Annotated in this window: 18 protein-coding genes; 3 read left to right on the top strand and 15 right to left on the bottom strand. The window is 71.4% G+C overall.

From position 1 onward, the window contains the following. Window positions 1-440: 440 nt before the first annotated feature. The 14 genes from AZE13_RS20650 to AZE13_RS20585 all read right to left on the bottom strand — a co-directional run bounded on the left by AZE13_RS20650 (window position 441) and on the right by AZE13_RS20585 (window position 19,165). Window positions 441-1,610 (bottom strand): saccharopine dehydrogenase NADP-binding domain-containing protein, encoded by a 1,170-nt coding sequence (locus AZE13_RS20650; protein WP_066933845.1) that lies wholly within the window; start codon window positions 1,608-1,610, stop codon window positions 441-443. Continuing rightward, window positions 1,607-7,129, bottom strand: coding sequence for a non-ribosomal peptide synthetase (locus AZE13_RS20645; RefSeq protein ID WP_066933842.1), 5,523 nt, complete (start codon window positions 7,127-7,129; stop codon window positions 1,607-1,609). The genes AZE13_RS20650 and AZE13_RS20645 overlap by 4 nt, the downstream gene beginning before the upstream one ends. A 20-nt stretch (window positions 7,130-7,149) precedes the next feature. Beyond that, a complete protein-coding gene (locus tag AZE13_RS20640) occupies window positions 7,150-8,862 on the bottom strand; it encodes a fatty acyl-AMP ligase (protein WP_066933839.1) in 1,713 nt (570 codons plus the stop codon). Continuing rightward, complete coding sequence (locus tag AZE13_RS20635; protein ID WP_066933837.1) at window positions 8,859-11,588, bottom strand: aminotransferase class III-fold pyridoxal phosphate-dependent enzyme; 2,730 nt, start codon at window positions 11,586-11,588, stop codon at window positions 8,859-8,861. Before AZE13_RS20635 ends, AZE13_RS20640 begins: the two co-directional genes overlap by 4 nt. After that, complete coding sequence (locus AZE13_RS20630; protein ID WP_066933834.1) at window positions 11,585-11,845, bottom strand: acyl carrier protein; 261 nt, start codon at window positions 11,843-11,845, stop codon at window positions 11,585-11,587. Before AZE13_RS20630 ends, AZE13_RS20635 begins: the two co-directional genes overlap by 4 nt. 26 nt (window positions 11,846-11,871) lie before the next feature. After that, a complete protein-coding gene (locus tag AZE13_RS20625) occupies window positions 11,872-12,438 on the bottom strand; it encodes a 4'-phosphopantetheinyl transferase superfamily protein (protein ID WP_181690394.1) in 567 nt (188 codons plus the stop codon). A gap of 10 nt (window positions 12,439-12,448) precedes the next feature. After that, window positions 12,449-12,703 (bottom strand): phosphopantetheine-binding protein, encoded by a 255-nt coding sequence (locus AZE13_RS20620; RefSeq protein ID WP_066933828.1) that lies wholly within the window; start codon window positions 12,701-12,703, stop codon window positions 12,449-12,451. Beyond that, complete coding sequence (locus AZE13_RS20615) at window positions 12,696-13,565, bottom strand: alpha/beta fold hydrolase (RefSeq protein WP_066933825.1); 870 nt, start codon at window positions 13,563-13,565, stop codon at window positions 12,696-12,698. The genes AZE13_RS20620 and AZE13_RS20615 overlap by 8 nt, the downstream gene beginning before the upstream one ends. After that, window positions 13,552-14,556, bottom strand: coding sequence for an NAD(P)H-dependent flavin oxidoreductase (locus AZE13_RS20610; RefSeq protein WP_066933823.1), 1,005 nt, complete (start codon window positions 14,554-14,556; stop codon window positions 13,552-13,554). The genes AZE13_RS20615 and AZE13_RS20610 overlap by 14 nt, the downstream gene beginning before the upstream one ends. After that, a complete protein-coding gene (locus AZE13_RS20605) occupies window positions 14,556-15,383 on the bottom strand; it encodes a hypothetical protein (RefSeq protein ID WP_066933820.1) in 828 nt (275 codons plus the stop codon). The genes AZE13_RS20610 and AZE13_RS20605 overlap by 1 nt, the downstream gene beginning before the upstream one ends. Then, a complete protein-coding gene (locus AZE13_RS20600; RefSeq protein ID WP_066933817.1) occupies window positions 15,380-15,625 on the bottom strand; it encodes an acetyl xylan esterase in 246 nt (81 codons plus the stop codon). The genes AZE13_RS20605 and AZE13_RS20600 overlap by 4 nt, the downstream gene beginning before the upstream one ends. Further along, entirely contained in the window at window positions 15,622-16,500 is an 879-nt protein-coding gene (locus tag AZE13_RS20595; protein ID WP_066933814.1) for a diiron oxygenase, read from the bottom strand. The genes AZE13_RS20600 and AZE13_RS20595 overlap by 4 nt, the downstream gene beginning before the upstream one ends. 35 nt (window positions 16,501-16,535) lie before the next feature. Continuing rightward, window positions 16,536-17,411, bottom strand: a complete 876-nt coding sequence (locus AZE13_RS20590) for a hypothetical protein (RefSeq protein WP_181690393.1) — start codon at window positions 17,409-17,411, stop codon at window positions 16,536-16,538. 368 nt (window positions 17,412-17,779) lie between these two features. Further along, the gene (locus tag AZE13_RS20585; RefSeq protein ID WP_398780185.1) at window positions 17,780-19,165 is read right to left on the bottom strand and encodes an MFS transporter; all 1,386 of its coding nucleotides are present in this window, start codon (window positions 19,163-19,165) and stop codon (window positions 17,780-17,782) included. Between the two features lie 254 nt (window positions 19,166-19,419). Between AZE13_RS20585 and AZE13_RS20580 the strand changes: the two genes are divergently transcribed. After that, window positions 19,420-20,166, top strand: coding sequence for a TetR/AcrR family transcriptional regulator (locus AZE13_RS20580; protein ID WP_079124194.1), 747 nt, complete (start codon window positions 19,420-19,422; stop codon window positions 20,164-20,166). Between the two features lie 130 nt (window positions 20,167-20,296). Here the strand turns inward: AZE13_RS20580 and AZE13_RS20575 are convergent, their stop codons facing one another. Next, a complete protein-coding gene (locus tag AZE13_RS20575; RefSeq protein WP_066933805.1) occupies window positions 20,297-20,518 on the bottom strand; it encodes a hypothetical protein in 222 nt (73 codons plus the stop codon). Between the two features lie 170 nt (window positions 20,519-20,688). Here AZE13_RS20575 and AZE13_RS20570 point away from each other — a divergent pair, with 170 nt between their 5' ends. Both AZE13_RS20570 and AZE13_RS20565 read left to right on the top strand, forming a co-directional pair. After that, window positions 20,689-21,531: a helix-turn-helix domain-containing protein gene (locus AZE13_RS20570; RefSeq protein ID WP_066933802.1), complete on the top strand. Its 843-nt coding sequence runs from the start codon at window positions 20,689-20,691 to the stop codon at window positions 21,529-21,531. Beyond that, the gene (locus AZE13_RS20565; protein WP_066933799.1) at window positions 21,513-21,875 is read left to right on the top strand and encodes a DUF397 domain-containing protein; all 363 of its coding nucleotides are present in this window, start codon (window positions 21,513-21,515) and stop codon (window positions 21,873-21,875) included. The genes AZE13_RS20570 and AZE13_RS20565 overlap by 19 nt, the downstream gene beginning before the upstream one ends. Window positions 21,876-21,968: the final 93 nt, after the last annotated feature.

Raw genomic sequence — 21,968 nt, 5'->3', positions numbered from 1 at the left:
GCGGGCGCTGCGTGCCGCCGCCGTCCGGATCATGTCGTTTGACCTGATCGCCGCCTTCTAAGCGAGTGGCCGATTCACCTGTCGTGGCCATAGATTTCCCACTTTCCTGGCCGATTCACCCGGGACTCCAGCCACAGAATCTACATGTATGACAACGCGACTCGCAACCACTTTCCCGCGACCTCAGCGACCAAGAACGAGGAGCGGTCGCAAATTATCGAGCAAAGGAGAATCTTTTCCTAAACTGACTCTCCAAGCAGGACAGTTAAAGGATCGTAAGGCGTTGTGTTTGCGTACGCACATTACTTTTGGAATTCCCTCCCGGGGTTCGTGAACGACATTCTTCAAGGGCGATGCACCGGAGCGTCACCCGGCATTTTCCAGACACCCGAAATTCCTCGTCCAACGACCGCGAGGGAACTATTGCGCGCACGCACTGCTCACAGCACTCCCCCTTCCACGGGCTCCGCCGACTCCGCCGCGAGCGAGGCCCCGGCACCGGTATCGGTACCGGTGGCCGTCTCCGTCTCGGTGGCCGTCTCCGTCTCGGTGACCGTCACCCCGGCCGCGCTCTCGCGCAGCCACCGGACGACCGCCGCCGGGTCGAGCACCGCCGATGCCGGATGCACCCCGTGCGGAAGCCGCCCGTCGCAGACGGCCGCGGCGGCGAACGCGCCCACCAGGCCGGTCAGTTCGGACCCGTCCGCGGCGCGGACCGCGGCGGTGCGCCGCACCGGTGTGCCGTCCGGCCCCCGGGTCTCCAGAGAACCCCACACCAGGTGGTACGGCGTACGGCCCGCCGCGTCCAGGGCGCTCGCCGCGACCAGTTCCGCCGCCGTGGCCGCCACGTCCCGCTCCCCGGGCCGGCCGGCCCGGGCCCGGTTCAGGACACCGAGCAGGGCCGGACCGTCGAAGGCGTTGTACCACCGGGCCCGGTCGAGCCTCAGGGCCCGGGCCCGGTCCGCCGTCTCCGCCGTCAGGTAGGGGTACGCGACGAGCGGCCGCGCCACTCCGGGCAGCCGGAAGTCCTCCTCGGCCCTGAGCGCCCCCGGCACCACGCGGCCGCGCCACTCGGCGAGCGGGGTGCCGTAGTCCCGCTCCATGCTCAGCAGGTAGTCGACGGCTCCGGTGTGGGTGAAGACGCCCAGTCCCGCATAGCAGCCGGTGAACCGGCCGCCGCCGGCTCCCCGCGCCAGCAGTCCGGGCAGCAGCCCGGAGAGGCCCGGCGCGAGGCCCGCGGACAGGACGACCGTGCGCCCCGCCACCGGTCCGGGGACGCTGCCGTCGTCCATGACGTCCACATAGTCGGCGCCCACGGCGAGCGCCGCCCGCCGGGCCCGGTCGAGCAGGAGGTAGGCGGGGCCCGCGCAGTTGAGCACGGTGCGACAGCCCCGGCTGAAGGCCGCCAGGCTGTCGTCCGCCGCCGCGTCGACGGCCATGGCCTGTGCCGCCGCCCCGAGTCCGGCGGCGCAGGCCCGCGCGGCGTCGGCGTTCCGCCCGCCGATGCGCAGCCGGAACCGGCCCTCGGCCGCGAGGCGGCGCGCGGCGGCGGCGCCCACCGCGCCATACCCGCCGATGATGCCGATCAACGGCGCTTCCCGGGCCGTCATCGGCGTGCCTCCCGGGCCCCGGCGGGGGCCGCCGGACCCGCTGCCCCGCCCTGGGCGAGGAGCGCCGCCACCGCCGCGGCGTGCGGCGGCTGTACGCAGCTGAAGTGGTCGCCGGGCACGTCGACCAGGCGCAGTCCGCCGGTGCACACCTGCTGCCAGTAGGCACCCATGTCGTGGTGCATCCCGGGGAAGATCTCCGCCTCGCCGACCTGACGGAACAGGGTGACGTCTCCCGGGTACGGCGTCGCCCGGTGCCCGGCCACGGCCACCAGGCTGTGCTTGACGGCGCGGAACACCCGGGCCAGCCGCTCGGGCGAGCTCAGCTGTGTGCTCTCCTGCGGCATGGCGGCGCCGACGGCCCGCAGCCGCTCCTCCTGGGTCCGGGCGGCCAGCGCCCGGAAGGCCCGCAGCGCCAGTGCCCCCTTCGCGCCGAGCACGTCGGGCGACAGCTCGGTCATGCTGCCCGGCGGCACCCGGTCGCCATGCTTCCGGGTGACCTCGGTGACCAGCTCGCGGATCGCCGACTCGTCCTGCGGGTAACCGAGTCCGACGGTGTCGGCCCGCATCATGCGGGCGAAGATGTACTCGGCCAGCAGGTCGTCCTCGACGAGGTAGGGCACCCGGTAACTGCTGATGATCGACACCTCGGTCACCTCGCCGCCGGCCGCGGTCATACGGTCGGCCAGCTCGGTGACCAACAGCCCGCCCATGCAGTAGCCGACGAGATGGACCTTGGAGCAGCCGGCGGCCAGCAGCGTCTCGGCGTAGCGGCCGGCGAGTTCGCCGATCACCGTCGCGGGATCGGCGTCCAGGTAGGCGTCCAAGTCGTCGACGACGAGTCCGGCGACCGGCAGCGTGCCGGAGAGCTCCCGCACCAGCGCCCGGTACGGTCCGACCGTGCCGGTGCCGTCGTGCACCAGGACCAGCGTCGCGGCGCCGTCCGCCCCGCCGGGGCCCGGGTCGATCTCCACCAGGGGTGAGGCCGAGCCGAGGGCCCCCGTGCCGTCCTCCGCGGCGGCCGAGCGCAGCTGCGCGGCGAGCGCCGCGACGGTCGGCCGGTTGAGCACGGAGCGCAGCAGGTCGTCCCAGGCCAGCCCGACCGCCTGCGGCACGCGCTCCCGCATCCGGCCCACGAGCTGGGCGACCAGCAGGGAATCCCCGCCCAGGTTGAAGAAGTTGGCGTCCCGGCCGACGGCGGGCACGTGCAGGACCTCGGACCACAGGTCGGCCAGGGCCCGCTCCAGTTCGTCGGCGGGTGCCTCCCCGCCGTCCTGGTGGCCCTCCGCCGACGCCGCGCCGGTCCACTCGGCGAGCCGGCCGCGGTCCACCTTGCCGTTGGCGGTCAGCGGAATCCGGTCCACCAGCTGCAGCTCCGCCGGGATCATGTACCCGGGCAGCCGCTCGGCGAGGTGGCCGTGCAGCTCGCCCGTGGTGAGGGCGACCCGGTCGGCCTTGAAGCGGGCCGCGAAGACCTGCTGACCGATCCCGGCCAGCGCGCTGTCCTCCTCGGGCAGGCAGACCGCCACCTCGGCATCCGCCCCGCGCAGCAGGTCCAGCCACTGCTGCCGGGTGAAGAAGGTGGCACCGCTCTGCGCGCGCTCGTCGGTGAAACCGGTGAGCCCGTCGTTGAACTCCATGGACGTCATACCGCGCCAGGTGTCGCGGGTGGCGTCGATGAAGACCAGCCAGCCGCCCGGCGCGGCGAGTTCGCGGATCCGCCGCAGCATCTCGTCCGCGTGCACGGCGTTGTGCAGGACGTTCGCGGCGATGATGACATCCGCCGAGTTGGGCTGGAACCCCTGGGCCCGGTAGTCCTCGTTGAGGTCGAACAGGCCGTAGCGCACCCAGGGGTGGTCCCGGTACGCCTCCTGCGCCTCGTTGAGGAAGAAGTGCGACAGGTCGGTGAAGTGGTAGTCGACGGGGAGGTCCCGCAGCTCCGGTATCAGCGCGGCACTGGTCCCGCCGACCCCGGCGCCGATCTCCAGGATCCGCAGCGGCCCGGGGCCCCGGTGCGCCAGGGCGATCCGGCGGACGATCTCGATGACGGCGGCGTTGTTGTAGCGGCTGATCAGGTTGTCGCGGTAGGCGGCCGCGGCCGTCTCCAGGCGGCCCTCGGGGAACAGCAGGTCCTTCAGCGGGAGTTCACCGCTGAGCAGCCGTGCCAGGTTCTCCTCGCAGTCACGGTGGAAGCGCACCAGCTCCGCACCCCAGCCGACCCTGGGCTCCAGGGCGTCCACGCGCTCGCGCACGGCCGCGCGGTCCTCGCCGGTCACCGGCGCCAGGCCGTGGTACGTGCCGCTGTCCTGGTCGTGGACGACCCGGCCCGCCTCGGCCAGCGCGGTCAGCCATCGCCGTACGAGGTAGTGGTTCTGCGGGGCGGCTCCACTGGCGGCGGTGATCTCCTCGGCGGTGTGCCGGTCGCCGTCCGCGGCGAACAGGCCGCGGCCGCGCAGGAGCAGGGTCATCGCCTGCAGCCCCGACTCGTCGAGCGCCTCGCCCATCGCGCGGACGTCCGCGCCCTGCGCCGCCTCGTCGAAGCGCGCCTCGGCAGTGGCCCGCCGCCCGGCCGCCCGGGCGAGGGCCGCATCGAGCGGGGGGCGTTCGGTGCGGGCGGGCTCCGCGAAGGCCACCAGCTTGCGGCTCGGGCCTTCGCCGCGCACCACCGTCGCGGCCAGGTGCACCGCGTCGTGCCCCTGGAGGACCGCCTCCACCTCGGCGAGCTCCACGCGGTGGCCGTTCAGCTTGACCTGTCCGTCGGCGCGGCCGAGGAACTCGATCTCCGCGTTCGCCATCCGGCGTCCCATGTCCCCGGTGCGGTAGAGCCGTTCACCGCTGTGCGGGTGCCTGACGAAGCGCTCCTCGGTGCGGGCCGCGTCGCCGAGGTAGCCGAGGGCCAGGCCCACGCCGCCGATGTACAGCTCGCCCGTCACCTGCTCCGGGCAGTCCCGCATGAGGGGATCGAGGACCCGGATGGTCTGATTCGCCAGCGGCCTGCCGTACGGAATGCTGCCCAGGGCGGGATCGACGGTGGTGACGGGGTGGTGGATCGACCAGATCGCCGCCTCCGTCGCACCGCCGAGGCTGACCACCCGCAGCCCCGGCACCCGCTGCCGTACGGCGTCCGGCAGCGTCACGGGGATCCAGTCGCCGGACAGCAGCGCCAGCCGCAGCCGGTGGACGTCGAGCGCGGGCTGGGTCCGCAGATACTCGTGCAGCATCTGCATCTGGGCGGGTACCGAGTTCCACACCGTCACGCCGAACCGCTCGATGAGGTCGGCCCAGTGCGTGGGGTCGCCGCGCCGCCCGGCGTCCGGCAGGACCACGGCGCCGCCGGCCGCGAGGGGGCCGAAGAGGTCGTAGACGGAGAGGTCGAAGCCGAGCTGGGCGAGGCCGAGCACCCGGTCCTCCGCGCCCACCCCGAAGCGGGAGTTGATGTCGTCCACGGTGTTCCGGGCCGCGGCGTGACTGATCATCACGCCCTTCGGGGTGCCCGTGGAGCCGGAGGTGTAGATGACGTACGCCAGGTCGTCGGGGTCGCCCGCCACGGTCGCCGGAAGCCCGTCGGCCGGGGGCAGGGTGTCCACGACGACGGTCCGGGTACCGGCCGGCACCCCGAGCCCCGGCGCCAGCCACGACTGGGTGAGCACCTGCCGCACCCCGGCGTCGGTGAGCATCGCGTCCCTGCGCAGGGCCGGCTGTGTGGTGTCGACCGGCAGGTACGCGCCGCCCGCGAGGAGGACCCCGAGCGCGCCGACGACCTGCTCCCACCCCTTGTCCATGACGATGCCGACGCGCTCGCCGCGGGCGACGCCCGCCTCGGTGAGCGCCGCGGCCACCGCCGCGGCCCGGCCGAGCAGCTCCGCGTAGTCCAGGGTCCGCCCGGACGTGATGACCGCGGCGCGGTCCGGGGTGCGCCGGGCCTGCGCCACGACCTCGGCGTGCAGCGGCTCCGTGGAGCGTGCGGCCTCCGTCGCGTTGGCCTGTGCCAGCCGCTCCAGCTGGGCCCGGGGCAGCTCCGCCGGGTCGGCGGACTCCCACCCGGCCCCGCCGTCGGCCAGCTGCCGCACCAGCTCCGCGAAGGCGCCGAACATGTCCTCGACGACGCCGTCGGGGAACAGCCCCTCGCGTACGTCCCAGTGGACGAGGAGTCCGCCGCCGTCCTCCAGGGTCTGGCAGTCGATCCACACCTGCGGGGTCTGGGTGATGCCGTACACCAGCTCGCCGCCCGGCATGAGGGACGGCGCGTCGCCGCGGTCCGCACCGCCGACCACGCTGGTGAAGGTGACCGGCATCAGCGCCTCGGCACGCCCCCGCCGCCGGGCGATCTCGCGCAGGACCTCGACGCCGGAGCACAGTCCGTGGTCCATGTCGTCCCAGAGGCGGGCCTGCGCCGCGCGGGTGCGGTCGAGGAAGGTCGCCCCCTCCGTGAGGTCGACGGCGAGCAGGCTGGTGGAGCTGAAGTCGCCGATGACGCGGTCGACCTCCGGGTGCAGCGGCAGCCGGTTCTGGAGGGTGAGGCTGAGCGTGAACCGCGGCGTGCGGCTCCACCGTCCGAGCACCTCGGCGAACGACTGGAGCAGGGCTCCCGAGGGTGTCACGCCCGCCGCGGCCGAGCGCCGGCCGAGCGCCGCCCACTGCTGCGGGGTGAGGCGCATCCCGTGCCGCCGGAAGCGGGGCGGGGCGTCGACCGCGTCGGTGCGCAGCGGCAGTTCGGGGGCGGGGGGCAGCGCGTCGACGCGGTCCCACCAGTAGTCCCGGTCGCGCTGGTAGCGGGAGCCCTCACGGGCACCGCGCGCCGCGAGGACGTAGTCGCGGAAGGTCAGCTGAGGGGGATCCGCCGGAGCGGCACCGCCGCAGAGCCCGTGCAGCTCGCCGAGCAGCATCCGGATACTGCCGTAGTCGCAGATCAGCAGGTCGACGGCGACGTGCAGCAGCAGCTTCCCGCCGACGCGGGTGGTCCGCAGCTCGAACAGCGGCCAGCGGTCCGTCTGCCGGACCTGGTGCGACATCGCACCGCGGATCTCCTCGACGGCGCGCCGCTGGTCGTCCTCGGACCGGCCGCTGAGGTCCTGGGTGCGGATCTCGTACCGCGGCACCTCGGGCAGCACCCGCTGGTGGCCCTCGGCGGAGACGACCGCGCGCAGCATGTCGTGCCGGCGGACGAGGTGGTTCCAGGCGTCCTCGACGTGCTCCGCCGCGCCGCCGGGCAGCGCGATCTCCAGGTAGCCGTGGCAGGCCACGCCCCCGTAGTCGAACGCGTCGCTGCGGCCGAGCAGATACGCCGCCTGGACGTCGGTCAGCGGGAAGGGCTCGTGGCGCGCGCCGGGTTCGGGCACCAGGCCGGGACCGAGCTCGGTCTCCTTGAGGTGGACGAGCACCTCGTCCTTGTGGTCCCGCAGCCAGCCGAGGCGCTCCGGAGTGAGGGCCCCTTTCGGAGCCCGGTAGCGAAGCCGCCCGGCCTCCTCGTACAACGTGACGCCGAGGGCGGTGAGCTCGGCGACGTACTCCTCGACGCGCATATCGCTGCGCCTCCCTGTCTTCACTGTGCTGATGTGGCCGGCAGCCCGGCGAGTCCGTCCTGGGCCACGAACAACCCCCGCGCCTTCGCCCGCTGGAGCTTCCCGCTGGTCGTCTTGGGGATGCTCCGCTTCGGCACCAGGTGGATCCCCGCGGGGGGCACGCCGGTGGCGGAGGTGACCGCGGCCCGGACCGCTTGGCGCAGTGGTTCGTGCTGCTCGCCGTCCAGCTCGGTCTCGACGATCAGGTGGAGCTCCTCGGTGTCGCTGTGCTCCGGCTGGTGCCCGACCGCGACCACGGCGCCCAGGCGGACCCCGGGCACCTTCTCCGCGGCCTGCTCGAAGTCCGAGGGGAAGTAGTTGGCGCCGCGGATGATGATCAGGTCCTTGGCCCGGCTGGTGATCCGCAGGCCGCCGTCGCGCAGGTAGCCGATGTCGCCGGTCTTCCACCAGTCCGGCGCGTCGGTCGTCGCCGCGGTCTCCTCCGGCAGGTCGAAGTATCCGAGCGTGCGCGCGGGGCCGCGGAACTGGATATGCCCGATACGGTTCTCCCCCAGCAGCTGACCGTGCTCGTCGACTATCCGGACCTCGGTATCGGCCACCGGCCGGCCGCAGTCCACGATCCGTACCGCGTCCGCGCTGTGCGGCTCGGCGTCGACGGCCCGTCCCTCGGCGGCGGATCTCCGGTCGATGGAGTCGAAGCGGAGCGGCTCCTCCGGCCGTGTGGTGGTGATGATCAGGGAGGCCTCCGCCATGCCGTACGAGGGCAGCGGCATGGTGGCGGGCAGGCCCCATCGGCCGAACCGCTCGAAGAAGCGCTCCATGGTGGCGGGCTGGATGGGTTCCGCCCCGCAGATCGAGATACGCCAGCTGGAGAGGTCCACGCCGTCGAGTTCCTCGTCGCGTATCCGGGCGGCGGCATATCCGAAGGCGAAGTTCGGCGCGGCCGAGACGGCGCCGCGGTGGGCGCTGATGTGCCGCAGCCAGTCGGCCGGCGCGCGCAGCAGCCGGCTGGGCGGCATCAGGACCGAGTCCGCGCCGGCGTACACGGGGTAGAGGACTCCGGTGAACAGCCCCATGTCGTGGTACAGGGGCACCCAGTTGACCGCCGTGTCCGCACGGGTCCAGCCGGCGGCGCTGATGAACTGCTCGCAGTTCGCGGCCATGTTGGCGTGCGAGATCATGACGCCCTTGGGCCGGCCCGTCGACCCGGAGGTGCACTGGATCAGGGCCAGGTCCTCGCTCTTCGGCAGGCGGACGGGGTGCTTCGGGGCGTCGCTCGACGTGGCGCGCGCGAGGAGCTGCTCGCCGTCGACCAGGTGGGTGTCGACGAGATGCGGGAGCGCCTCGATCACGTCGGCCGTGGTGACGAGCGCGGCCGGGCGCAGATATCCCGCGAGGTCCTTCAGCTGGCCTTCGACGCCCGCGGCACCGCCGAAGCGCATGGGCACGGAGATCGCGGTCGGCATGGCGCCGAGCAGCTGGATCCCGAAGAAGGCGGTGAGGAACGCCTGACCCGTCGGCAGACAGAGCACCACCCGGTCGCCGCGGCCGACACCGTGCTCGGCGAGGGCCGCCGCGCAGCGCGCCGCGTTCTCGACGAGGGTGTCGTAGCGCAGGAGTTCCTCTCTGCCCGGTTCCGGGATCAGCTTGATCACCGGTGCGTCGGATCCGCGTTCCGCGTGTTCCCACAACGCGTGCAGGACGCTCGCGGATCGCGTGTGAAATGCGGTCATCCCATGCGCTCCTCGGTAGTGGTGCCGAACCGGTCCGCGACCCACGGCTGTACGGAGATGTCGTCGGAGACGATGCGTGCGGGGTGGAACCCGTGCCGGGCCGCCAGGTCCCGGGCCGCGAGCACACCGGCCGAGGTGAGGCCGCCGTAGGAGGAGCTCGGGGTCTCCGGCTCGAATCCGAGCAGCATCGTCTCGGCCATGCAGGAGTAGAGGATTCCCGGCGGCAGGGTGAGGCCCGGGAAGTGCGGGGTCTGGACACCCGGCAGCTGAATGCGGCCGCCGGAGACCAGCGTCACGTTCGACAGGCCCGCCACGCTCAGGTGCACATCGCCGGGCACGGCGAGATCGCACACCAGGACCTTCCGGTCGTCGGCGAGATGACCGGGCAGGATCACCGGCTCCGCCGCGTTCGTGGCACTGATCACGATCGGGCAGTCCCGCAGCGCGGACATGTCCTCGGCGATCGAGATGTCCGCCCCGCCCTCCAGCCGCTCGGCGACCGTCGCGAGCCGCCGTCCCGAGCCGGGGCGGCCGACGAGCACCATCGAATCGCAGTGCGGGGCGATGAGTTCCGCCATCACCGCGCCGATGTTCCCGATTCCGCCCACGACGCCCACGCGGCGCGGGCCGTCCGAGTCGGCCAGCTGAAGGCGGAGCAGATCGTAGGCGCAGGCCGCGGTCAGCGAGTTGCCCGAGGTCACCTTGATGCCGCTCTCGACCACGTCCCGCGCGGCGTTGGTGACGATCGACGTATGGCCGCCGAGGCCGATGACCTCGGCACCGAGCGAGACCCCCAGATCCACCGCGTCCAGGACCGTCCGCCGCAGCCAGGCGCCATGGCCGGCCCGCAGCGCGGCGTTGGCCTGGGCGGCGGTGAACGGCGCCGCCACCATGACGACTTCGACCTCGCCCCGGGCCTCGGAGGTGATGACATGCCGGGTGACCTCGAACGGGTCCAGTTCGCCCCACATCCGGTCGAGCGCCGCCGTGCTCTGCTCCTCCGACCACCGGGCCAGTTCGGGCGCCAGCGACCCGAGCTTGGCCGGGCTGTCGATGTTGGCGAGGAACGCGACGCGCGGCACGCCCGCGCGCCGGCCGGCGTGCTGCGGCCGCCATTCGCTGCGCGGCAGCGGGACATGCACTCTGGGCTGCCACTCGGTGGCGGCCGGCACGGTCAGGTGCTCCAGCAGGGTCGCGTAGTCCCCGCGCCCGAGCAGCTCGGCCACGTCCTCGAACGCGGCCTCGACACGGTCCACGTCCGCGGCCTCCAGCAGCGCCGACGGCTGGACCCGGACGGTCGTGGGGGCGGACAGGGTGGGGATGACCCTGATCCGGTGGGTGTGCAGCAGCCGTCCCGCGATGAGATAGCCGAGCGACTCGGAGTCGATCGCCTCGCGCAGCAGCCCCGACCCGGGCCGCGGCAGCACGAATTCGACGCCGAGGAGCAGGCCGCGGCCGCGCACCTCGACGATGACGTCCGGCCACCGCGCGGCGATCCGCCGCAGCCGCTCACGCAGCAGCGTGCCCGTCTCGACGATCCGGTCGCGATAGACGAAGGACAGGTCCACGGCGGCCTTCGCGATCGACGACGAGAAGTCGTCGTCGGCGAACGTGGACGTATGGTGGCGGCCGAACTCCGGTACATAGCGCTCCGCGTCGACCAGCAGCGCCGAGATCTTGGCCAGTCCGCCCCCGAGGGACTTGGAGAACAGGTAGTAGTCGGCGACCACGCCGGAGGCCTCGGAGGCGAGGAAGGTCCCGGTACGCCCCATGCCGCACTGGATCTCGTCGAACACCAGGGCCGCCTCGTGCCGGTCGGCCAGCTCGCGCAGGGCGGCGAGGGTCTCGTCGGGGACCTCGTGCACCCCGGACTCGCCCTGGATGGGCTCGACGAAGCAGGCGGCCACCGGCGACAGCTGACGTACGACGGAGCCCGGAGTTCCCTTGGCATCGACGGTGACCAGGCATATCGCGTCGCGTTCGGAGTCGAGCGCGGTCACCACCGTCCGCGGCGTCCAGTCGCTCAGCCGCCGGTGCCGCGGTCCCGGCACATGCAGATCCCCCGGCACATTGGCGCCGTGCGTCAGCGTCCCGGCACCGGCCGACTTGCCGTGGAAGGCGTTGCGCAGCGAGACGAAGACGGGGTCCTGCCGCCGCATGGCGTCGATCCGGGCGAGCGCCTCGGTCAGCACCTCCGCGCAGGGGCGGCCGACGCCGGGCCCGCTCGCGCACGGGGTGTCCGCGAGGCCGTCCCGCCGCACCCGCCGCAGGGACAGTTCGACCTCCTCCTGCAGTGCGCCGAGCCGCCGCCGGTGCTCGACCGTCGCGTGCTTCACCGCGGCTTCCACCGCGTCCGCGCCGGTGTTGCCGAGGGTGACCACATAGCGCGCACCGGTCGAGGCCCCGACCGCCTCCGACAGCCGCCTGGCCAGCGCGGCCGTCGCCGGCCGGACGCTGACCTGGGCGTTGAACGGGATCTGCGCGTCGAAACACCTCCGGGCCGTCTCCAGCAGGGCCGGGTGGTTGTGCCCGAAGAGCGACGAACCCGCGCCGCCGACCAGGTCGAGAATCCGGTCCGCACCCGCGGCACCGTCCTCCCCCGCGGGCAGCTCCCGGGTCAGGTGGTCACCCTGGCCCGCCCGGTACGTGACATCCAGGTGCAGCGCTCGGAAGAGCCTGGCGAGCTCCGGCCGGGTGTACCGTTCGAAGTCCGAAGCGGCGTTCATCCGTTCCCTTCCCCTTGGCCGGCCCGTACGGTCAGCAGCTCGCTGATCCGGTCCACGACATCGCTCAAGGTGTGCATCGAGGCGGCCTGTTCATCCGAAATGCGCACGTCGAACCTGGCCTCCATCTCGACGACCAGGGTGATGGAGCGGACCGAGTCGAGTCCGTAGTCCACCAGGGGGACGTCGGGCTTGATCTCCGCCACGTGCAGTTCACTGCGGAACATGTCATCGACGGTCTGAAGAATTTCGTGGTCCATTGCGCTGTCTTTCCATCTCATGAAGTTCAACGCCGTATCGCCACGGCGAACGAAAGATCCGCCTCCGAGCGAATCCACAGAGGCACCGATTCGCCGCCGTACGTCGCGGTCAACTCGCCATCGGAGCGGCCGAGGGCGATCTGCCAGAAGAGGAACTCCCCCAGCGTGCCCCGGCGGTTCATCGCCTTGTACGCCGCTTCCTTGGCGGCGAACAGGTCGCGCGCGGTGTAGGCCCCGGCCGGGGCGAGCAGCGAGCGCCGCTCCCGTTCCCGGAGGAGGAACGCCGCCGCACGGGGGGTGATGACCGCGGACTCGATGTCGACGCCGACCGCCTCGGCACCGGGGACCACCGCCGCGACCGCGAGCCGGCCGGTGTGGGAGATCGAACCGGCGAACCCCGGCGGGAAGAGCGGCCTGCCGTCCGGGGCCCGGGGCACCGTCCGCTCGGCCGACCCGGCCGCGGCGAGCGCCGCGGCGGCCGCCCGGCGGCCGGCCGCGGACTGCTCGGCCGGTCCGTGGGGCGGCGGCACCGGATACGTCTCCACCGACATCTCCGGTGCCACGCCCCAGGGTTCGGCGAGCTCAGCGGTCACCGTGACGGCCTCAGGTGCGCAGCGCCACGACATGGCACGCCAGCGAGTCGATCGAGCGCAGCACCTCCGGCCGGACGTCGTCGTCCCACTCGAATCCGAACGCGTCCTCCATCGCGACCAGCAGGGCGACCAGCGCGGTGGACGGGACCCCCGCCTCGCGGAGCGACACCGCGTCGTCCACTGTGCTGACGAAGGAGGGGTCGCCGAAGACACCGGCCAGCAGTTCGCGGATCCGCTGCCGTACCTCGGCCGCCGGGTCAGACATGCGCTTCCACTTCGTCGATGAACTTCCGGACGATCTCCTGGAAGCCCTCGGGTTCGTCGAGGAAGGGCACATGGCCGGCCTTCGGCATGATCACGCAGCGGCCTTGCGGGAACAACGCCGCCAGCTCGTGGCCGGCCGTCGGGCCGAGCAGGATGTCGTCGTCGCCGAGGGCGATCAGCGTCGGCGCCTGGATCCGCGTCAGCAACTCCGGGCTGGGGTCGCCTTGTTGCGCCAGTGTCAGCCCGTTGTTGAGCTCCTCGGGCGTCGACATGGCCAGGAAGCTCTCCCGGAGGCCGAGGAAGCCCGGCGTACGGGTCTCCTCGTTCATGTCCGTGCTGATCACCTCGGGGTACATATGGCTGTACAGCTCGGGCATGCCATAGCTGTTCAGGGTCCGCAGCCAGGCCCGCTGCAGCATCCGGTGCCGCCGCATTCCCTGCGGGCCGACGACCGGTCCGGCGAGGACGAGCCCCCGGACCCGGTCCGGGTACGCGAGCGCCACGTCCCGGGCGAGCTGGGTGGAGGCCGACGAGGCGATCAGATACGTCGACGGAATCTCCAGCGCGTCGAGCAGCCCGATCAGGTCCTGGGCGTGCTCCTCCCAGGTCGGCTCCTGCGCGAGCCGGGTGGACCGGCCGTGGTTGCAGAGGTCGTAGCTGATGACCCGGTGGTGCCGGGCGAGTTCCCCGGTGTACTCCCGCCAGAACGGCGCGCTGAAGAAGAAGTTGTTGAGCGTCGTGATGGCGACGCCCTCACCGGTGGACTCGCAGTAGAGCTCGACGCCCTCCCTGGTGCGTACCGGTGCGGTGTCCTCGCGGTAACTCAGGTCGTGGTGGTGGTCCTGCGCCTCATCGGCCGGCATAACTCTCCTCCTTCTCCTCGCTCTTGACGGCCCCGGCCCCCGGCAGGACCCGCGCGAAGGCGGCGACGACCTCGGCCGCCGGGACTTCGTGCGCGATCGCGCCGCAGGACCGGCCGCAGTACAGCGCCATCTCTTCGATGCGGCCGCTGGTGGCTTCGGTGGGCACCGCCGCGCTGAACCGCGGCACCAGGTACGGCTTGCCCTCGACCACCGTTCTGCCGATGAACTTCGCGGGCTGATCCGGGTCGGCGGTCACGGCCGTGGCCAGGACGCGGTGCCGCCGGCCCGGCCATCCGACCTCGTACACATCGGTGATCACGGTGTCGGTCGCGTCGGCTCCGGCCACCGCCGACTTGAAACGGGCGTGGGCCCTTGATTCATGGGCGACGACGAAGGCGGTGCCGAGCAGCACCCCGTCGGCGCCGGCGGCCAGCACCCGCCCGGCCTCCTCCGGCGAGCCGATCCCGCCCGAGGCGACCAGGCAGGCCTCGGGCAGCCGTTCCCGCAGCGCGGCCACCAGCTCGTCACGGTGCGACGTACCGAGGAGGTGACCGCCCGCCTCGGTGCCCTGGGCCACCACGACCGCGCCGTGCGCGGCCGCGTGGACACCGTCCTCGACCGTCCCGATCTGGACCACCGTCTTCCGGCCCGCCGCGGCCACGCGGGCGAACACCGCGTCGTCCGGCATGCCGAAGAAGGACAGGTGCACGCGCCCGGGTGTCTCGTCGAGTACCTGCGCCACTTGCCGGTCGAGCTCGTCCGGCCCGACCACCTCCGGGATCAGGTTCACGCCGACCGGGCGATCGGTACCCGCGGTCAGCCGGCGGAGCATCGCCGACAGCGCCCCGCCGACGAGCTTGTAGCCGCCCGCACAGCCCGCCGCTCCGGCGTTGGACACCGCGCAGGCCAGCTCCGCGCCCGCGACCCCGCCCATGCCCGACTGCAGCAGGCTCACCTCCAGGCCGAGGGCCCGCGCCAGGGTGGTACGCATCAGCGCAGGCTCTCGACCGCGGACGCCGCGGCGGCGGCGGTGCCGAACCGCTCGGTCAGGGTGTGCACCCATCGTTCGAGGCCGAAGGCGAGGCAGCTGGTGTGCGCGGTGGCCTCACCGGCCTGGATGGCGCACCGCTCGCCGAAGAAGTTCCGGTGGTAGTTGACCGAGCCGATCGCCAGGCCGTCGACGACGAACTCCTCCTTCACCGGGAACAGCCGCTGCATCTTCGCCTTGCCGCTGTTCTTGTCGAAGAACGGGTCGGTGGCGACCTCGACCCGGAAGTCCAGGCCGAGTTCGGTGCACAGGGCCGCTACGGCTTCCTTGGCGCGGAGCAGGAACTTCTTGGCACCGTCCTCGGGCCCGACGCAGACGATCTCCCGCATGGAGAAGCCGAGCAGCCGCTGCAGCCCGTCGTAGTGGCTCTCCTTGCGGAAACACGTACCGACGGTGGTCCGCAGCGTCCCCTCGGCAGGCAGCTTCGCACCGGCCAGATCGGCGTAGAGCGCGTAGCACGCCGCCGACGGCAGGGCGAACCCGCTCGCCTCCATCACCTCGGTCGGCAGGCGGTCCACCGGCCGGTCCACCTCGGTCAGCAGGCTGCCGAGGCGTTCCGGGGCGAGCCCGGTGACGGCGAGCCCCAGATGCGGGAAGTTGTCGTAGTAGTCGAACCTGTCCAGGTCCTGGCACCGCATCAGGAACGGGAACCGGAACTCCGGAGCGTCCCAGTCCTCGGCGAAGCCCCGGAAGACGGTGTCGATGGCCCGCAGCAGACGCAGCTGGCCGCCGTCGAGAACTGTCAAGCCGTTGTCGGCCGCTGTGGTCATCGTGCTGCTTTCGGCTGGAAGAAACGTGCTTCGATCGCGTTGAGGGTGCGGAAGTCGTCCAGGTCCACGTCCTCCGGATCGATCGACTCGCCGATCAGTTCCTCCAGCAGGAAGATGAACTCGACGAAGGCCAGCGAATTGATGGCCCGGCTGTCGATCAGATCCAGCTCGTCGGACACCTCACCGAGCTTGGGGTTGCGGCCGAGGATGAACTCCCGTACCGCCTGCATCTGAACGCTCATGCGATGGCTTCCCTACCGACACCCGCTTTGGACAGAAATTTCCGGGTCCGCTTGAGCACCTCGTCATGCGCCGTCACCCGGGCGGGGTGTTCCAGCGCGCGCCGCCGCAGCGCCAGCGCGTCCGGGATGCCCGCGTCCCGGTAGGCGGCCGGGTTGTAGAGGGTGGCGATGCTGTACTGGAGGTAGCTTTCGAGGTATTCGGCGACCACCGGCACCTCGGCCGGATCACGCTTGACCACCTGGTCGAGCAGGTTGACGAAGACCATCCGGCCGAACGCGACATGCCTGCTCTCGTCCTGGTGGTGCACCCGGTTGATCTCCCGGGCGATCCGCGGCAACGACTGGTCGGTGGCCATGTGCGCGTTGTAGTAGTCGACGATCTCCTCGAAGATCAGGATGCGCGCGAACACGATCAGCTCGCGGGCCACCGGTGAGAGATGATCGACCGAGCCGGCCTTCAGCGAAGGCTGAGCCGGATACAGCTTGCCGCCGTAGCGCAGACAGAACCGTGCGAAGAACCACATGTGCTCGTTCTCCTCACCGATGAAGTGGTGGAGGAAATCCGAGACGTTCGCATAAGTCCGCTCGTGGATGCGCATCACCACTTCGCTCATCAATTCACGGATGCCGTGAATATTGAGGCTGAAGAAGTTGATCGCCTCGTACCTGGTCAGCGCGAGTTGCTGTTCGCGGGACAGCTCGTCCCACATCGGCGTGCCCGCCAGCGTGGTCAGGCTCTCGCTCATCCACGGGAGGTCGGGCTCGATCGATTCGGGCCAGTCGAACATCGTGTACGGGTTGTAGTAGCCGGTTTCGGCCAGGTGCTCCAGCCGGTCGAGGTTCAGCAGAACCGGCTCGATCTCACGTACCGCCATTTTCACTCATCTTTCCCCACGTAGAGACCCCGACGTCAGTTCTTGCGCACCGCACGAATATCCGCGCGCACCTGGATCGGCAGCGGTGAACCGCATGCGTGATAACCGAAGGGCGCATTACCGGAGGCGGTGGACGGAATCACCTTGTTGTAGATCGATCCGAGGCACAGTTCCTGGAACTCCTCGGTGTTCATCGGAAGCCGCGCGGCCAGCTGCGCCTTGGCGATGTCGACGGTCCGCAGCGCGCCGTCGTCGTCCTCGACCTCGACACACGCGTGCGGCAGGTCGAGAGCGCCGCCCAGCACACCGCAGAACCAGCCCCGCCGCGCCTCGGCCCGGTACCCGGCCGCGCGGAAGCGCTCGGCCAGCAGCAGGCTCGCCGCGATACAGCTCGTCGCGCCGAGCCGGTGCACCAACTCGTAGTCGGCCTGCATGGATACCGGGATCATCTGCCAGCGGTAGCCGGCGTCCAGGTACTCGCGGGTGAGCCGCCGCAGCGTCGACGAGACCAGGGGCGTGCGCGCGCCGGCCGTGGTGACCGTCGCCGCGTACTCCGACCGCCCCGAACCGGCCACCGGCACGGTCACGTCCGTCACCCGGCCGCCGAACCGGACGACATCCGGCTCCTCGAAGTGCCACGGCGCGGGCCCGGCACAGTCGGTGCACTCCAGCTGGACCCGGAAGTCCCAGGACTTCGCGCGCAGCAGATCGCCGACCGGTCGGCCGGCGAACCGGAAGAGCATACGGAACGCCAGCTCCGGCTGTGTCGTCGACTTCCTCGAATACATGCCGAGGTTGTACAGGTCGTTCGCGTCGAAGTGACGTACCCCGGACCGGTCATCGAACGGCAACCCGGCGCCGACGAGCCTGTCGATATCCGCGGCCGTGCAGCCGAGCATTTCCCGCGCCACGGATTCCGGCTGGGTCCTGCTGGAATACTCGGCAGGAATGAACTCGACCGAATCCGCTACGTCTTCCCAGGGCGCACCGGTGGTGCCGGCTTGGTGCAACACAATGCATCTCCCCCGTTTGGCCACCCACGCCGGTCACCGGCGCACGGCATCGGTCCATCGCGTCACGAACATGAATGTGCCGCTTCCCGCCCGTCCCTGACATACGGAAAGCGATAGTGACGCTAGCAGCCGGATGGCCCATGGCGACATGTTCACTTCACATCCGTCGCCATGCGTTTTACATGCACGGAATGGAGAAACCAATGCCTGACAGTTACGGGGGGGGGAGCCGGCGGTCCTGGTCCCCGGACCGCCGGCTCCCGTGGTCACTCCCGGGCGGGGAGCAGGTCACGCTCCTCCTCGGTCTGCCGCCCGGCCGGCGCCGGCGGGCCGGTCCGGGGCAGGACGGTGAGGGCGATGAGGACGGCGGCGACCAGGAGCCCGGCGCCGAGCGTCAGGCCGAGCGCGTAGCCGTCGTTGAGGGTCTCGGGGGTGACGACCGGGCCGGTGCGGTCGTGGGACGCGGTGCCGAGGGCGGCCAGTCCGAGGGCGGCGCCGATCTGGCGCGCACTGTTGAGCAGACCCGAGGCGGTGCCGACCTCGTGGGGCTCGACGCCGGCGGTGGCGGTGGAGACCACCGGCCCGAGGCAGAGCCCGAAGCCGACGGCGGTGACGATCGAGGGGCCGAGGACATCGACGGCGAAGGTGCCGTCGGAGCTGATCAGACCGAACCAGGCGAACCCGGCCGCGGTCACCAGCCCGCCGCCGATCAGCAGCGTGCGGGGAGCGAGCCGGTACCCGAGTTTGATGGCGAGGAAGGAGCCGACGACCACACCGAGGGCGAGCGGCAGGTACATGATCCCGGTCATCGCCGGCCCCTGCCCGAGCACGCGCTGGAGGTAGAGCGACACGAAGTAGAAGGCCGAGGCCATCGCCGCGCCGACCAGGAGGTTGTAGGAGTTCGCGCCGGCGACCGAGCGGTTGGCGAACAGGCCGAGCCGGACCAGCGGTTCGCGGGACGTGGTCCGCTCGACGAGGACGAACGCGACCAGCAGCGCGACGGCGACCGCCAGCGTCGTCAGGGTGACCGGCGAGGTCCACGCGTACTGGTCGGTGCGCACGACACCGAACACCAGCAGGGTCATCCCCGCCGTGGCCAGGACGGCACCGAGCACGTCCGGACGGCCGCTGCGGGTGTTCGGCGGGGTGGCGGCGACGGCGCGCCAGGCCAGCGCCAGCGCGACGGCGGCCATCGGCACGTTCACGAACATCACCCAGCGCCAGCTGGCGTACTCGGTGAGCACGCCGCCGATCAGCACGCCGAAGGCGCCTCCGGCGGCGTTCATCGCGCTCCACACCCCGAAGGCCCGGATACGGGGCTTGCCGCTGGGGAACGTCGCGGTCAGCAGCGCCAGTGCGGCCGGAGCCAGCGCGGCGGCCCCGACGCCCTGTGCCGCCCGGGCGGCGACGAGATGGCCGGGTTCCTGGGCGAACCCGCCGACGAGAGAGGCGAGGCCGAACAGGCCGAGCCCGAGCAGCAGGACGCGCCTGCGGCCGTACCGGTCGGCGGCCTTGCCGCCCAGGAGGAGCAGCCCGCCGAAGGTGAGGGCGTAGGCGTGGATCACCCAGGTCAGGCCCATGGCGCTGAAGCCGAGGCCGGCGGCGATCTGCGGGAGTCCGACGTTCACGACCGACAGGTCCAGCGACACCATGAACTGGACGACGGCCACCGCGGCGAGTATGAGCCCCGGCCGGGCACTCGACCTCTTCGTCCCGCTCAGCGAACTATCGGTCATCGCGGACTCCGCCCTGGGCGCTCCCGACTAATTTTTCGAACATGTTCCGAAACTACCACGGGACCGGCCGCCACAAACGGAAACGGCAGAACTCGCACCGGTCCGCAGCGCAGAAGACAGCAGAACTCACCCAGTTCGCGGCGCCGGGAAGCCGACGGCATGATGGGGCGATGCCCCGACCCCCCGCACCGACCACACCGCACGCACCGCACGGCCGCACCGGCCGGCCGCCCCTGACCTCCCGTGCGCAGATCCTGGCGGCGGCCCGCCGGCTCATCGACCGGGACGGCTGGGAGAAGCTGACCATCCGCCGGCTGGCCGCCGAGACCGGAGTCGGGGCGACGACCCTGTACCACCACATCCGGAACAAGGAGGACCTGCTGGTCCTCCTGCTCAACGACTACATCGGCCACATCGAGCGCCCCCAGCCGGCCGACGCCCCCCGGGACCGCATCGTCGCGGCCGCCACCGCGATGCATGACGCCCTCGCCGCCTGGCCATGGGCCGCGGAAGTCCTCACCATCGACGGGTTCGTCGGCCTCCTGGACGCCTCGGCGCTGTGGATGGTCGAAACCATCGTGGCCGGAGCCGGCGACTGCGGATGCACCCCCGCGCAGGCCGTCGACCTCTTCCGCGGCGTCTGGTACTACACCGTCGGCGAGATCCTCGTACGCGCCCGCACCGCCCACCGGCAGGCCGGCGGCGAGCCCCCCGTCTACAGCGACACCTTCTTCAGCAGCCTCGACACGTCCCAGGTGCCGTACCTGGCCGCCATCGGCGACCAATGGCCCGCACTGGCCGCACGCGACACCTACCCCCAGGGACTCCGCACGTTCGTCGACGGCCTCCTCGCCCAGGCCGCATCGCCCACGAAGCCCCCGGCGAACCGGCAGGCCCCCGGCGCGGGTTCGCCATGACAGTCACAGACACAGACCTCGCGCCGAACCCCGGGCACGACGCCGATCCCCGGCTCGGGCACACCCTTGTCGCACCTCCCGTGCCTGCCCACATGGCACGCCGGGGAGACGTAGGGGAGGCGGCCGCCGCTCACCTGGCCGCCTTCGCGAGCGCCGCGACGAGCCGACGCGCCGTCGCCACATTGCAACGCCCCAGCTCGATCAGCACGGACGGCCGCTGACTGCTGTACGTCACGAGATCGACGCCCAGCGAGGGCAGCACGATGCCGGCCTCCGCGAGTGCGGCGGCCAGCTCGTCGCACGCCTCCTGCGCCGCCGAGCGCGGTTCTGTCGTGTGGGCTTCTGTGGTCATTTGGTGCCGCTCCCGTCTGCCGTTCCGCTGCATGGCACGCCGGAGCCCAACTACCGTGAGTATTCCGGCCATTACGAGCATGGGCCAGCGATGGGGACTGCCCCACAGATCCGGGCCGTAGCTCTACGCCCGGAACCGTTAATTCCACACCTTCCACAGAGGAGGTCGCCATGCCACCGAGGACAACCGTCACCGGCCGAAGCCTGGAGCCGCGCCGACGCTACGCGGAGGAGTTGCGGTTAATGCGCACACAGCGAGGCGAGAGCCTGCGGCAGCTCGGCAAGGCGCTGGGCTGGGACGCGTCCCTCTTCGGGAAGCTGGAGAGCGGGCAGACGATCGGCAGCCCGGAGGTCGCCGAGGCCCTCGACCAGCACTACGGAACGCCTGGACTGCTGCTGGCCCTGTGGGAGTTGGCGGCCGCAGACCCCACGCAATTCAAGGAGCGTTACCGGCGCTACATGTTCCTGGAGTCCCAGGCGGTGAGCCTTTGGCACTACGCCGTGAGCGTCCTTCCCGGACTGCTCCAGACGCCGGGCTATGCGCGCGCCTTGCTCGCGGCGGGCGGACTCAGCGGCGACGAGCTGACGCGGCAGGTCGATGCCCGTATAGGGCGCTGCGAGGTGCTGAATGCGGACAACCCGCCGCAGTTCCGCACCATCCTGTCCGAGGCTGTGCTGCGCACGCCGCTCACTGACGCTGACGAGTGGCGGAAGCAGTTGGAGCACCTCGTGGCCATGGGGGAGCGGCCGAACATCACCATTCAGGTCGTACTGTCTGAAGCTGGTCCCCATGCTCTGTCGAACACCGACACCATGTTCCTGAGGCTCCCGGGTGGTCGCACCGCGGCATGGGTGGAGACCGGATACTCGGGCGAACTCGTCCAGGAATCAGAGTCGGTTGAGCGTCTGCAACACGCGTACGATGCGGTGCGAGACCTGGCGTTGAGCCCGGCCGACTCGCGGAAGTTCATCATCCAGACGTTGGAGGAAGTGCCGTGCGAACCATCGACCTGAGCACTGTCACCTGGCGCAAGTCCAGCTACAGCAACCAGGACGGCGGCGCGTGCGTCGAGGTCGCCGACGACTGCCTCGCCGACGCCACCTGGCGCAAGTCCAGCTACAGCAACCCGGACGGCGGCGAGTGCATCGAGGTCTCCGACGACTTCCTCGCCGCCGCCACCTGGCGCAAGAGCTCGTACAGCAACCAGGACGGCGGCCAGTGCGTCGAGGTCGCCGACAACCACCCCGCCCTCGTCCCCGTCCGCGACAGCAAGAACCCCGGCGGCCCCGCGCTCATCTTCGGTGCCGCCGCCTGGTCATCGTTCGTGAAGGCGGTGCCTCACTTCCAGTCCGCGTAACCGGGCTCCGACTGCCAGCCCTGCGGGGGTTCCAGGTACGGGGACACACGGCCGCAGGCTGTGCAGGCCCATCTGCCGTGCAGGCCCTCGACG

The sequence above is a fragment of the Streptomyces sp. NBRC 110611 genome, assembly GCF_001590865.1.
Classification (GTDB): domain Bacteria; phylum Actinomycetota; class Actinomycetes; order Streptomycetales; family Streptomycetaceae; genus Streptomyces.
This window is presented reverse-complemented; position numbering and strand designations above follow the sequence as displayed.